The organism is Nocardioides sp. Soil805, from assembly GCF_001429625.1.
Classification (GTDB): Bacteria; Actinomycetota; Actinomycetes; order Propionibacteriales; family Nocardioidaceae; genus Nocardioides.
In genome coordinates, this window is the sequence record NZ_LMSU01000002.1 from 907597 (window position 1) to 920851 (window position 13255).

Annotated in this window: 11 protein-coding genes; 5 read left to right on the forward strand and 6 right to left on the reverse strand. The window is 71.6% G+C overall.

The genetic code is table 11. The features are described 5' to 3' along the window. Positions 1 to 49: 49 nt before the first annotated feature. Positions 50 to 1099, reverse strand: a complete 1050-nt coding sequence (gene trpS, locus ASG94_RS14850) for a tryptophan--tRNA ligase (RefSeq protein WP_056927185.1) — start codon at positions 1097 to 1099, stop codon at positions 50 to 52. Between the two features lie 63 nt (positions 1100 to 1162). Here trpS and ASG94_RS14855 point away from each other — a divergent pair, with 63 nt between their 5' ends. The 3 genes from ASG94_RS14855 to ASG94_RS14865 are packed head-to-tail and all read left to right on the forward strand — an operon-like array spanning position 1163 to position 2987. Then, positions 1163 to 1681 carry a 2'-5' RNA ligase family protein gene (locus ASG94_RS14855; protein WP_056927186.1) on the forward strand — a complete coding sequence of 173 codons (519 nt, stop codon included), beginning with the start codon at positions 1163 to 1165 and terminating at the stop codon, positions 1679 to 1681. Between the two features lie 14 nt (positions 1682 to 1695). Continuing rightward, positions 1696 to 2763 carry a YihY/virulence factor BrkB family protein gene (locus ASG94_RS14860; RefSeq protein ID WP_056927187.1) on the forward strand — a complete coding sequence of 356 codons (1068 nt, stop codon included), beginning with the start codon at positions 1696 to 1698 and terminating at the stop codon, positions 2761 to 2763. Positions 2764 to 2765: 2 nt separating this feature from the next. Beyond that, entirely contained in the window at positions 2766 to 2987 is a 222-nt protein-coding gene (locus tag ASG94_RS14865) for an SCO4848 family membrane protein (protein ID WP_056927188.1), read from the forward strand. 6 nt (positions 2988 to 2993) lie between these two features. Here the strand turns inward: ASG94_RS14865 and ASG94_RS14870 are convergent, their stop codons facing one another. From ASG94_RS14870 to ASG94_RS14890, 5 genes are all read right to left on the reverse strand, one after another. After that, entirely contained in the window at positions 2994 to 4343 is a 1350-nt protein-coding gene (locus tag ASG94_RS14870) for a hypothetical protein (protein ID WP_056927189.1), read from the reverse strand. A gap of 1 nt (position 4344) precedes the next feature. Then, entirely contained in the window at positions 4345 to 5088 is a 744-nt protein-coding gene (locus ASG94_RS14875) for a succinate dehydrogenase/fumarate reductase iron-sulfur subunit (protein WP_056927190.1), read from the reverse strand. Next, on the reverse strand, positions 5085 to 7133 hold the full coding sequence (locus ASG94_RS14880) for a fumarate reductase/succinate dehydrogenase flavoprotein subunit (RefSeq protein WP_442938503.1): 2049 nt from the start codon (positions 7131 to 7133) through the stop codon (positions 5085 to 5087). The genes ASG94_RS14875 and ASG94_RS14880 overlap by 4 nt, the downstream gene beginning before the upstream one ends. A 19-nt stretch (positions 7134 to 7152) precedes the next feature. Further along, the gene (locus ASG94_RS14885; RefSeq protein ID WP_056927304.1) at positions 7153 to 7866 is read right to left on the reverse strand and encodes a succinate dehydrogenase cytochrome b subunit; all 714 of its coding nucleotides are present in this window, start codon (positions 7864 to 7866) and stop codon (positions 7153 to 7155) included. A gap of 94 nt (positions 7867 to 7960) precedes the next feature. After that, positions 7961 to 9049, reverse strand: coding sequence for a glycosyltransferase (locus tag ASG94_RS14890; protein WP_056927192.1), 1089 nt, complete (start codon positions 9047 to 9049; stop codon positions 7961 to 7963). A 154-nt stretch (positions 9050 to 9203) separates the two neighbouring features. Between ASG94_RS14890 and ASG94_RS14895 the strand changes: the two genes are divergently transcribed. Together ASG94_RS14895 and scpA are read left to right on the forward strand one after the other, a co-directional pair. Then, entirely contained in the window at positions 9204 to 11069 is a 1866-nt protein-coding gene (locus tag ASG94_RS14895; RefSeq protein ID WP_056927193.1) for a methylmalonyl-CoA mutase family protein, read from the forward strand. Next, positions 11066 to 13255 carry a methylmalonyl-CoA mutase gene (gene scpA, locus ASG94_RS14900; protein WP_056927194.1) on the forward strand — a complete coding sequence of 730 codons (2190 nt, stop codon included), beginning with the start codon at positions 11066 to 11068 and terminating at the stop codon, positions 13253 to 13255. Before ASG94_RS14895 ends, scpA begins: the two co-directional genes overlap by 4 nt.

Genomic DNA, 13255 nt, shown 5'->3' on the forward strand with positions numbered 1-13255 from the left:
AGTCACATGTCGTGACCAGCATCACGTGACCGAGGTCACACCCGCGGCCTCAGGTGTAGACCATGCCCATCCGCTCGCGGACCTCGTCCAGCGTCTGCTCGGCGACCTCGTTGGCGCGCGCGTTGCCGCGGCGCAGGATCTCGGCGACGTACGCCGGGTCCTTCTCGAGCTCGGCCCGTCGCGCCCGCAGCGGCTCGAGCTCGGTGTTGACGGCGTCGGTGAGCCGCTTCTTGAGCGCACCGCCGCCCCCGTCGCCGATCTCCTCGGCGACCGCCTCGGGGGCGGTGCCCTCGCACAGCGAGATGAGCAGCAGCAGGTTGGCGACCTCGGGACGGTCGTCGGGGTCGTAGGTGATGACCCGGTCGGAGTCGGTCTTGGCGCCCTTGATCTTCTTCGCCGTCTCGTCGGCGCTCATCCGCAGCTCGATGACGTTTCCCTTGGACTTGCTCATCTTGGTGCCGTCGGTGCCCAGGATCAGCGTCGCCTCGGACAGCAGCGCACCGGGCTCGGGGAAGGTCTTGCCGTAGCGGTCGTTGAACCGGCGGGCGATGACGCGGGTCTGCTCGAGGTGCGGCAGCTGGTCGCGACCGACCGGCACGACGTTGGCCTTGCAGAACAGGATGTCGGCCGCCTGGTGGACCGGGTAGGTCAGCAGCAGCCCGCCGATCGAGGTGATGCCGGCCGTGGCCGCCTCGTCCTTGACGGTGGGGTTGCGCTGGAGCTCGGCCACGCTGACGAGGCTGAGGAAGGGCAGCATCAGCTGGTTGAGGGCCGGGACCGAGGAGTGCGTGAAGATCGTCGCCCGCTCGGGGTCGAGGCCGGCGGCGATGTTGTCGATGACCAGGCCCCGCACGTTGCCGGCGACGTCGCCGAGCGCCTCGCGGTCGGTGATCACCTGGTAGTCCGCCACGAGCTGCCAGATCTCCGCACCGCGCTGCTGGAGCCGGACCCGGTTGCGGATCGAGGCGAAGTAGTGCCCGATGTGCAGGGCGCCGGTCGGGCGGTCGCCGGTCAGCATGCGCAGCGAGCCGGGGTCGGTGTCGAGGAGCTTGTCGAGCTCGGCGCTGCGGGCGAGGGCTGCCTGGTAGGACTCGGTCACCCGGGGAGTCTATGAACCGGGGCCGTGCGGACGCGAACGGGATGGGCCGTTAGGGTCGGAGCCGTGGTGACCATCGGTGTGGCAGTGGCTATCCCCGAGCCGTGGGCGACGCAGCTCCAGGACTACCGCACCTCCGTGGGCGACGTCACCGCGACGCAGATCCCCACCCACATCACGCTGATCCCGCCGGTCGAGGTCCCCGCCGAGGACCTGCCCGCCGTCGAGGCCCACCTCGGCGAGGCGGCGTCCGGGCTCGCGGCCTTCCGGATCCACCTGCGCGGCACCGGCACCTTCCGCCCCGTGTCGCCCGTCGTCTTCGTGACGCTGGTCGAGGGCATCTCCGAGGTGGAGCTGCTGGCGGATGCCGTACGCCGTGGTCCGCTCGCGATGGACCTGCACTTCCCGTTCCACCCGCACGTGACCGTCGCCCACCACCTGGGCGACGCACAGCTCGACCGGGCCTTCGCGGAGCTCTCGGACTTCGAGTGCGAGTTCACCGCCGGCGCCTTCTCGCTCTACGTCCACGACGAGGGTGCGGGGTGGCAGCCCACCCGGGAGTTCGCCCTGCAGCCCACCGCCTGATCTCGGGAGTCCGCATGTCACGCCTCGACTCGGCCAAGCAACGCATCGAGTCCGCCCGGGAGCGCTGGTCCCTGCTCGACCACCTCGTGCGGACCTTCCAGCACTACGGCAGCGTCAACGGCAGCGCGCTCGCCGCGGCCGTGACCTACTTCGCGTTCCTGTCCTTCTTCCCGATCGTCGCGCTCGCCTTCGCCGTGGTCGGGTTCGTGTCCGCCGCCTACCCCAACGCCGAGCGTGACCTCGTGACCGCCATCGACGACGTGCTGCCCGGCATCGTCGGCAACGGGCCGGGGGAGCTGAGCATCGACACCCTCCAGGGCTCGGTGCCGGGGATCGTCAGCGTCGGCCTGCTCGTCGCGCTCTACTCCGGCCTCGGCTGGCTGTCGGGGATGCGGGCCGCGCTCGTCGCGATCTTCGAGGAGCCGGACAAGGAGCAGCCCAACTTCGTCTGGGGCAAGCTCCGCGACATCCTCGCCCTCGTGACGCTGGGCACCGTGCTGCTCCTGAGCGTGGCGGTCTCAGGGGTGGCGACCAAGCTGGCGAAGCCGATCCTGGAGTTCTTCGAGCTGGGCGCGGGCGTGGAGCCCGTGGTGTGGGTGATCGGCCTCGCACTGGGCCTGGTGGCCAGCACGGTGCTCTTCTTCGCCTTCTTCCGGGTCCTCGCCGCGCCCCCGGTCCCGGCCCGCTCGCTGTGGTCCGGCGCGCTGCTCGGTGCGCTGGCCTTCGAGGTGCTCAAGCAGCTCTCGACCTTCCTGCTCGCCGGCACCAAGGACCAGCCGGCCGCCCAGGCCTTCGGGATCGCGCTCATCCTCGTCGTGTGGATGAACTACTTCTCGCGGGTCGTGGTCCTCGCCGCGGCGTGGGCCCACACGTCGCCGGCCGCGCGCGAGCAGCGCGAGCGCGACGCGTGGCGCGAGGGCGACGTGGAGGGTCCGCAGATCGACCTGCGCCAAGCGGTCGAGCACAGTCCCACGCTCGCGTCCGCCGGGCCGTCCACGGGAGCACTCGGTCCCACCGGGGCCTTCGCGGCAGGCGCCGCGACCATGCTGGCGCTCGTCGCCGTCACCAGGAGGAGGAAGTGAGCATGCAGATGACCCGCAAGCACGGGGTGTTCCTGGTCGGGGTGGCCGTCTGGAGCTTCTTCACCTGGGGGATGTTCACCAAGAACCTGTACGCCGCCCACGCGGCCGGCGAGGACCGTCCGGCCGGCTACTGGATCGCCCACTCGGTCCTGATCGTCGTCAACGTGCTGCTCGGTGGCGTGTTCGCCGCCTGGGGCGCGAAGGTGCTGCGCGCGTCCCGCTGAGGCTGCTCAGGACTCCCGCAGCCGGCTGCGGAGCTTGGCGTTGCGCTCGCGGGTGGCCGTGATCTGCTCGGTCGCGTGGGCCAGCTCCCGGTGCAGGCGGTCGATCTCGACCTTCGCCACGTCGATGGCCTCGCTCATCCGCACGTGCTCCTCGTGACCGCGTGCCACGAACTCCTCCAGGTCGCGCACCCGGGCGTCGCGCGGGTCCTCCTCGATCGTGGAGGTGTTGGTGACGACCGGCAGCTCCCGGGTCCACTTGGTGGCCAGCATGGCCTCGGAGTGGCGGTAGCTCTCGTCGAGCTCGTGGTACAGCGAGTTGTGGTGGCAGGGGAGGTCGAGGACCGCCGTCCAGCCGCCCGCCTCGTGCACGGTCAGGGCGAGGTCGGTGCCGTAGAGGTGCCACCCGACCCGCGGCTCGACCCGCAGGTCGGTGTCCCGCGGCACGATCAGCACCAGCTCGTCGAGGCCGTCCACGCGCGCCGGCAGCTCGCGCGGCATCCGCAGCAGGTGGTCGCGGTCGACGACGTGGCCCACGTGCTCGCGACCGCCCTCGCGGTAGCGCACGCCGAACGGCCCGGCGAGCGCCGGCGGTGTGCCACCGGCCGAGGCCAGCTCCCACTGCCGGACCAGGCGCTCGGGCCACCAGGAGGGCACGTAGATGTCCTGCTGGATCATCACCACCAGGTCGTGCTCGGCCTCGTGGAGGCCGCGGTTGAGGCCCTCCGCGGCGCTCGTCATGCCCCGGTAGGTGAGCAGCTGGTGGGGGCTGTCGGGGCCGAAGACCGGCGAGGCCAGCAGGTTGTGGGCCAGCTGGCGGTCGTCGTTGACGCACGCGACGAAGCTCACCGGGCGCTGGTCGCGGACCGCCTCGGCGCCGGTGTCCGGCACGTCGGTGACCGGGTCGGCGACGTACAGGTAACCCTCGGCCCCCAGGTGGTGGGCCGCCCGGGCGACGTCGACCCGCAGGTGCTGCAGCAGCGGGGTGGCGGCGTCGAGGAGGGCCGGGTCGACCTCGCCGATGAGGGTCTCGACGATGTCGGGGGAGAAGCCGGCCTCGAGCAGGAGCTTGAAACCGGTCGCGTACCCGTGGACGTGACCCGGGCCGGGACGGACGTACGACGCCTGGGCAGGGTCGCTGCGCAGGTGCAGCACCACCGAGTCCGCCGTCGCCCCGTTGGCCATCGCGACGACCAGCCGGCCGCCCTCGGGCAGCGACGCCCGCGCCCGCCGCAGCTCGGCGAGCGGGTCGTCGTACGCGTCCAGCGGTTGCGGGAGCGCGGTGGCGCCGAGACGCGTGGCGAGGGCCGTCGCGGCCGTCGCCAGGCGCTCGGCGAGCTGACCCGGGGCGTCGCTCAACTCAGTGACCGTGCTTGAGCGCGGTGCGCAGGTCCTTGTTGAGCTGGCTGATCACGTCGAGCGGGATCTCCTTGGGGCACGCGGCCGCGCACTCGCCGATGTTGGTGCAGCCGCCGAAGCCCTCGTGGTCGTGCTGGCCGACCATGTTGACGACCCGCTGGTCACGCTCGGGCTGTCCCTGCGGGAGCTCGCCGAGGTGCGTGATCTTCGCGCCCATGAAGAGCGAGGCCGACCCGTTGGGGCACGCCGCCACGCAGGCGCCGCAGCCGATGCAGGTGGCCATGTTGAAGGAGCGCAGCGCCTTGTCGCGGGGGACCGGCACCGAGTTGGCCTCGGGGGCCGAGCCGGTGTTGGCGGAGATGAAGCCGCCCTGCTGGATGATCCGGTCGAACGCGCCACGGTCGACGACGAGGTCCTTGACGACCGGGAACGCGTCGGCGCGCCACGGCTCGATGGTGATCTCGTCGCCGTCCTTGAAGGAGCGCATGTGCAGCTGGCAGGTCGTGGTGACCTCCGGGCCGTGGGCCTGACCGTTGATCATCAGGCCGCACGTGCCGCAGATGCCCTCGCGGCAGTCGGAGTCGAACGCGATCGGCTCCTCGCCCTTGGCGTTGAGCTGCTCGTTGAGCACGTCGAGCATCTCGAGGAAGGACATGTCCTCCGAGACGCCGTCGAGCGCGTAGGTACGCATCTCGCCCGTCGCCGCGGCGTCGGCCTGGCGCCAGATGTTGAGCGTGAGCTTCACTTGTAGGACCTCTGCTTCATCTCGATCGCGGTGTAGATGAGGTCCTCCTTGTGCAGGACCGGGGTGCCCATCGAGCTCTGCGGCTCGTTGGGGTCGTTCTCGACTGCGGTGCCGAACTCCCACGCAGCGACGTAGGCGAACTCCTCGTCGATGCGCAGCGCCTCGCCGTCCTCGGTCTGGGACTCGGCGCGGAAGTGGCCGCCGCAGGACTCGCGCCGGTTGAGGGCGTCGATGCACATGAGCTCGCCGAGCTCGAGGAAGTCGGCCACGCGGCCGGCCTTCTCCAGGCTCTGGTTGAGCGAGTCGGCGGTGCCGAGCACCTTGAGGTTGGACCAGAACTCCCGCTTCAGCTCGCGGATGCCGTCGATGGCCTTGCGCAGGCCCTCGGCGGTGCGCTCCATGCCGCAGTACTCCCACATGAGGTGGCCCAGCTCCTTGTGGAAGCTGTCGGCCGACCGCTCGCCGTCGATCGACAGGAACCGCTCGATGCGGGCCTGGACCGCCTGGTGCGCGGCGACGACCTCGGGGTGGTCCTCGGTGACGGTCTCGAAGGGGCCGTCGGCGAGGTAGTCGCGGATGGTGTTGGGGAGCACGAAGTAACCGTCGGCCAGGCCCTGCATGAGCGCGGACGCACCGAGGCGGTTGGCGCCGTGGTCGGAGAAGTTGGCCTCACCGGTCACGAACAGGCCGGGGATGTTGGACTGGAGGTCGTAGTCGACCCACAGACCGCCCATCACGTAGTGCACGGCGGGGTAGATCCGCATCGGGACCTCGTAGGGGTTCTCGCCCGTGATCCGCTCGTACATGTCGAGGAGGTTGTCGTACTTCTCCTCGATGCCGGCCTTGCCCAGCCGGGCGATGGCGTCGGCGAAGTCGAGGTAGACGCCGCGACGGAAGTCGCCGACCATCGGGCCGACACCGCGACCCTCGTCGCACATGTTCTTGGCCTGCCGGGAGGCGATGTCGCGGGGGACCAGGTTGCCGAAGGAGGGGTAGATCCGCTCCAGGTAGTAGTCGCGGTCCTCCTCGGGGATGTCCCGCGGGTCCTTGTCGCAGTCCTCCTTGTTCTTCGGCACCCAGATGCGGCCGTCGTTGCGCAGCGACTCGCTCATCAGGGTCAGCTTGGACTGGTGCTCGCCGGAGACCGGGATGCAGGTCGGGTGGATCTGCGTGTAGGAGGGGTTGGCCATGTAGGCGCCCTTGCGGTGTGCGCGCCACGCGGCGGTGACGTTGCAGCCCATCGCGTTGGTCGACAGGTAGAAGACGTTGCCGTAGCCGCCGGAGGCGAGCACCACCACGTCGGCGGTGTGGGTCTCGACCGCGCCGGTGACCATGTCGCGGGCGATGATGCCGCGGGCCTTGCCGTCGACCATGACGAGGTCGAGCATCTCGTGACGCGTGTACGTCGTCACGGTGCCGGCCGCCACCTGCCGCTCGAGGGCCTGGTAGGCGCCGATGAGCAGCTGCTGGCCCGTCTGGCCGCGCGCGTAGAACGTGCGGGAGACCTGCACGCCGCCGAACGAGCGGTTGTCGAGCAGGCCGCCGTACTCGCGGGCGAACGGGACGCCCTGGGCGACGCACTGGTCGATGATGTTGGCGCTGACCTCGGCCAGGCGGTAGACGTTCGACTCGCGTGAGCGGTAGTCGCCGCCCTTGACCGTGTCGTAGAAGAGGCGGTGGACGGAGTCGCCGTCCTCCTTGTAGTTCTTGGCCGCGTTGATGCCGCCCTGGGCGGCGATCGAGTGGGCGCGACGCGGCGAGTCCTGGTAGCAGAAGGACTTGACGTTGTAGCCGGCCTCGCCGAGCGTGGCGGCGGCCGAGCCGCCGGCCAGGCCGGTGCCGACGATGATGACCGTCAGCTTGCGACGGTTGGCCGGGTTGACGAGGCGGTTCTCGAACTTGCGGTTGGTCCACCGGGTGGCGATCGGGCCGGTGGGTGCCTTGGCGTCGACGATCGGCTCGCCGGGGGTGTAGTAGCCCGCGGCGTCGTCGGACGTCTGCACGGACGGCTGGTTGAGGGCAACGGTGCCGGAGGCATCAGTCATGGCCATGTCTGGGGCTCCCTTACTTGGAGATGACGCCGAGGAGGACGAACAGGGGCACCAGCGAGAAGCCGCCGGCGATGACGACCGCGAGCACCCAGCCGGCGGTCTTCGCCCGCGTGCGCGCCGCGGCGGTGCCGGTGAGGCCCAGGGTCTGCAACGCGCTCCAGGTGCCGTGGTGCAGGTGCAGGCCGAGGGCGAGCATCGCGACGAGGTAGATGATCGTCATCCACCACAGGTCGAAGGTGTCGACCATCAGGTTGTACGGGTCGTTGGTCGCGCCACCGGACGGGTTGATCTTCCCGATGGTGAAGTTGAGCAGGTGCCACACCAGGAAGACCAGGATGGTGACGCCGCCCCAGCGCATCGTGCGCGAGGAGAGCGAGGAGGACCGGTTCTTCTTCACGGCGTACTTCTGGGTGCGGGCCGTGGAGGCCCGTCGTGCCAGGGCGTACGCCGAGGCCACGTGGACGACCAGCGCGGCGATCAGGCCGACGCGCACGATCCACAGCAGGCCCTCGTAGGGCAGGATCGGCTCGCCGAAGGTGCGCAGGTGGTGGGCGTACTCGTTGAAGGCGTCATGGCCGGCGAAGGCCTTGAGGTTGCCGTACATGTGCACGAGCACGAAGCCGATGAAGACGATGCCACTGGCGGCCATCAGGATCTTGAGCGTGATGGTCGAACGGGCCGCCCGGGAACCCTTCACCAGGGTCGGGGCTGAAGTATGGGTTGCCACGGGGGTCACGGTACCGCCAGCGACCGCACGTGTGGGGGCGGGGGAGTGTGACATACGTCGGGTTAGGCGACCCTTAGCGACTAGCTCGGCGGGGTCATCCGACGGACGTACGACGCCGCCCGGCGAGCACGCGTGCGGCGAGCAGGGGCGCGTAGTGCTCCGCCACGAGCTCGCCGCACGCGTCTCGCCAGGTGCGGGTGCTGAGCTCGCGGCCCCGGGCGCCGAGCAGCGCGCGGTGGCGGTCCCCGACGACCGACTCGACGGCACGGCGCAGGCCGCTGGAGGTCGTCGGGTCGTAGAGCAGGCCCGTCTCCAGGTCGCGCACGACGCGAGGCGCCCCGCCCGCCCGCGGCGCGACCACGGGCAGCCCGCTGGCGGCCGCCTCGCGCAGCGTGTGGCAGCACGTCTCCTCCTCGCCGGGGTGCACGAGCACGTCGAGGGAGGCCAGGGCGGTGGCCAGGTCACCGGTCTGCAGCGCGCCGGTCTGGCGGGCCCGCGGGAGGTGGCGCCGCAGCCACGCCTGCTGGGGCCCGTCGCCGATCACCACCAGCTGGACGCCGGGCAGGTCCGCGACCTCGACGAGGCGGCGTACGCCGTGGCGCTCGTGCAGGCTCCCGGCGTAGCCGACCACCACGCTGCGTCCCTCGCGCGACCGCGCACGCGACCACTTCTCGTGCAGCCACCGGTCCCGCAGCTCGGGGGTGAACGCGCGGGTGTCGACGCCGGGCTCCCACACGGCGGGGTCGACGTCGAGCTGGTGCAGGCGGTCGGCGAGGAAGTCGGCCGTCACCAGCAGCCGGTCGGCCCGGGCGGCGACCTTGGCCTGCCAGAGGTCGCGGGTGGTCTCGGCCGGCGGCGAGTGCTGCACGACCAGTGTGGGTACGCCGAGTCGCCGGGCGTGCTTGAGCGCCTTGCGGCCGACCGTGCCGGGGGAGACGGCGTGCACGAGGTCCGGCTCGAAGCGCGTCAGCACCTCCCGCACCTGTCGGCCCGGCCTGTCGAGCGGACGGATGCGCGCGACCTGGCTGCGACGGTAGGTCGACAGGCCCGGGCCCGGCGCCACGACCAGCACCTCGTGGCCGGCGTCGATGAGGTGGTCGGCCAGCTGCTTGAGCGTGTTGGTGGTGCCGTCGACGGCGGGGTAGAACGTCTCGGTCACCAGGGCGATCCGACGGGTCTCCATGCCGACAACCTCCCGCGTGCCGGCCGCCGGCGCCGGTCGGACAGGCCAACCGGGCGTCAACGGACGGTGAAGCCTCGGGCGCCGGACGCGTGAGAGGTATCCCACAGGACCGTGCCCCTGACCCCGCGGACCCGGCGGGCCTATCCTGCGCTGCATGACTGACGACTCCGCCGTCGAGGGCGGCCTCGACGAGCCGTCGGAGCTGGAGCCCGCGCAGGGCTCGCTCCGGCTCGCCTCCCCGGACGACGAGCACGACGCCACCGCCTGGGAGGCAGCCGCGGCCGCGGTGCTGCGCAAGGCGCGCCGGCTGGGGGACGACGACCCGGACTCGACCGTCTGGGACGCGCTCACCCGCACCACGCTGGACGGCATCGCGGTGGCACCGATCGGGACCCGCGAGAGCGTCGCGGACCTGACCACGAGCGGACGGCCGACCCGCGCCGGCGACTGGGACGTCCGCACCTGGGTCTTCGGCCCGGACGCCGCGGCCGCCCACGAGGCCGTGCTGGTGGACCTGGAGAACGGCGCCACGTCGCTGTGGGTCGAGCTCGGCCGCGGCCTGGCGGCGTCGGACCTGCCGACCGTGCTGCAGGGCGTCTTCGCGGACCTCGCCCCGGTCACCCTCGACGCCCCGCACGAGCCGGTGGCCGCCGCCGAGGCGCTGCTCGCCGTGCTCGAGGAGCAGGGCGTGGACGGCCACCCCGGCACCAACCTCGGTGCCGACCCGGTCGGCGCGCGGGTGCGCCACGGGCTCGACGCGACGTACGACGACCTGGTCACCGTGGCCCGGCTGGCCCGTGAGCACGGCGTCCTCGGCGTGGTCGTCGACGCCACCGCGCTGCACGACCAGGGAGCCACCGACGCCCAGGAGCTGGGCTACGCGATCGCCACCGGCGCGGCGTACCTCCGCGTCCTCACCACCGCCGGGCTGTCGCTGGAGGAGGCCCTCGGGCTGGTGGAGTTCCGCCTGGCCGCCACCGACGAGCAGTTCCCGACCATCGCCAAGCTGCGGGCCGCCCGCCGGTTGTGGGCGCGCGTCGTGGAGCTCTCCGGGGGCGCCGCCGAGGTCGCCACGATGCGCCAGCACGTCGTCACCAGTCGCCCGATGCTCAGCTCCTACGACCCCTGGGTCAACATGCTGCGCGGCACCGTCGCCGCCTTCGCGGCCGGGGTCGGCGGGGCCGAGGCCGTGACCGTCGTGCCCTTCGACGTCACCCTCGGCGTGCCGGACGCCCTCGGGCGAAGGGTCGCCCGCAACACCTCGTCGCTGCTCATCTCCGAGTCCCACGTGGCCCGGGTCGCGGACCCGGCGGGGGGCTCGTACGCCGTCGAGCGGCTCACCGACGACCTCGCCCGCGTGGCCTGGGAGGAGCTCGGCCGGATCGAGGCGGCGGGCGGGATCGTCGCCGCGCTCGACGACGGCTCGCTGCTCGCCCGCGTCGAGGAGGCCGCGACGGTCCGCGCCGGCGAGGTCGCCACGCGTCGGCGCCCGCTGACCGGGCTCAGCGAGTTCCCGAACCTCGCCGAGGTGCTCCCCGAGCGCGTCGGCGACCCCGACCCGGTCCGGCGCCACGGCGCGGCCTTCGAGGCGCTGCGCGACGAGCCCGCCACCAGCCCGGTGTTCCTCGCGACCCTCGGCCCGGTGGCCGCCCACACGGCGCGGGCCACCTTTGCCACCAACCTCCTCGCCGCCGGCGGGATCGCGGTCGAGGCCGCCGGACCGACCGACGGGGTCGAGTCGGTGCTGGCGGCGTACTCCGGTCAGCCGGTGGTGTGCCTGGCCGGCACCGACACGACGTACGCCGAGTGGGGCACCGACGTCGTCGCCGCGCTCCGCGAGGCGGGCGCCACCCGCGTGATCATCGCCGGGGTTTCGACAGGCTCGACCTCCGGTGTCTTCGATCGCGTCGACGACAGTGCAGCCATGGGGGTGGACGCGCTCGCGTTCCTCACCCGGACGAGGCTCGTCCTGAGCGGGCGAGGGACGAGCACGGATGTCGAAGGGGAGGCGCTCGCATGAGCATTCCGGACAGCTTCGCGGGGCTCCCGCTGGGTGGGGCGGCCCGACCGGTCGGCGCCGGTGCCGTCGCGACCACCGGGGATGCGGAGGCCTGGGCCAGCCCCGAGGGCATCGACATCCTCCCGGTCTACGGCCCCGAGCACGTCGAGGGCCTCGACGCCCTCGACACCTGGCCGGGCCTGAGCCCGTTCCTGCGCGGGCCCTACCCGACGATGTACACCACCCAGCCGTGGACGGTGCGCCAGTACGCTGGCTTCTCGACCGCCGAGGAGTCCAACGCGTTCTACCGGCGCAACCTCGCCGCCGGTCAGAAGGGCCTCTCGGTCGCCTTCGACCTGGCGACCCACCGCGGCTACGACTCCGACCACCCCCGGGTGCGCGGCGACGTCGGCATGGCGGGCGTGGCCATCGACTCCATCTACGACACGCGGACGCTCTTCGACGGCATCCCGCTCGACGAGATGTCGGTGTCGATGACCATGAACGGCGCCGTGCTGCCGATCATGGCGATGTACATCGCGGCCGCCGAGGAGCAGGGGGTCGAGCCGGAGCAGCTCGCCGGGACCATCCAGAACGACATCCTCAAGGAGTTCATGGTCCGCAACACCTACATCTACCCGCCGGCGCCCAGCATGCGGATCATCAGCGACATCTTCCAGTACACGTCGCAGCGGATGCCGCGCTTCAACTCGATCTCCATCTCCGGCTACCACATCCAGGAGGCCGGGGCCACGGCCGACCTCGAGCTCGCCTACACGCTCGCCGACGGCGTCGAGTACATCCGCGCCGGGCTCGACGCGGGCCTCACCATCGACAAGTTCGCCCCGCGCCTGTCCTTCTTCTGGGCGATCGGGATGAACTTCTTCATGGAGGTCGCCAAGATGCGCGCGGCCCGGGCCCTGTGGGCGCGACTCGTGCGCGACTTCGAGCCGCAGAACCCCAAGTCGCTGTCGCTGCGCACCCACTCCCAGACCAGCGGGTGGTCGCTGACCGCCCAGGACGTCTTCAACAACGTGGGCCGCACCTGCATCGAGGCGATGGCCGCGACCCAGGGCCACACCCAGTCGCTGCACACCAACGCCCTCGACGAGGCGATCGCCCTGCCGACCGACTTCTCGGCCCGCATCGCCCGCAACACCCAGCTCCTGCTCCAGCAGGAGTCGCGGACCACCGAGGTCATCGACCCGTGGGCCGGCTCCTACTACGTCGAGCGGCTCACCCACGACCTCGCCGAGCGCGCCTGGGCGCACATCCTGGAGGCCGAGAGGGCCGGCGGGATGGCGAAGGCGATCGAGCAGGGCATCCCCAAGATGCGCATCGAGGAGGCGGCCGCCCGCACCCAGGCGCGCATCGACGCCGGGCACCAGAAGGTCATCGGGGTCAACACGTTCCGGCTCGCCGACGAGGACCCGCTCGACGTGCTCAAGGTCGACAACGACGACGTCTACCGCCAGCAGATCGCCAAGCTCGAGCGGCTGCGCGCCGAGCGCGACGACGACGACGTACGCCGTGCGCTCGAGGCCCTGACCGCCAGTGCGGAGCGCGGCGCCTCCGGCGACGGGTCGCTGGAGGGCAACCTCCTCGCGCTGGCCGTCGACGCGGCCCGGGCGAAGGCCACCGTCGGCGAGATCTCCGACGCGCTGGAGAAGGTCTACGGCCGCCACCAGGCGGTCATTCGTACGATCAGCGGCGTGTACCGCGACGAGGCAGGCCGAGGAGACCACGGGGAGCCCGACGGCAAGGTCGCCCGGGTGCTGGCCGCGACCGAGGAGTTCGAGGAGGCCGAGGGGCGGCGTCCGCGCATCCTGGTCGCCAAGATGGGCCAGGACGGCCACGACCGTGGCCAGAAGGTGGTGGTCACCGCCTTCGCCGACCTCGGCTTCGACGTCGACGTGGGGCCGTTGTTCTCCACGCCCGAGGAGGTCGCCCAGCAGGCGGTCGACGCCGACGTGCACATCGTCGGCGTCTCGTCGCTGGCCGCCGGTCACCTGACGCTGCTGCCCGCGCTCAAGCAGGCGCTGGCCGACCAGGGTCGCCCGGACATCATGGTCGTCATCGGCGGCGTGATCCCGCCCGACGACGTGGCCACCCTCAAGGACATGGGTGCCGCGGCGGTGTTCCTGCCGGGCACGGTGATCGCCGACTCGGCGCTCGACCTGCTGTCCAAGCTGCGCAGCTCGTCGTGA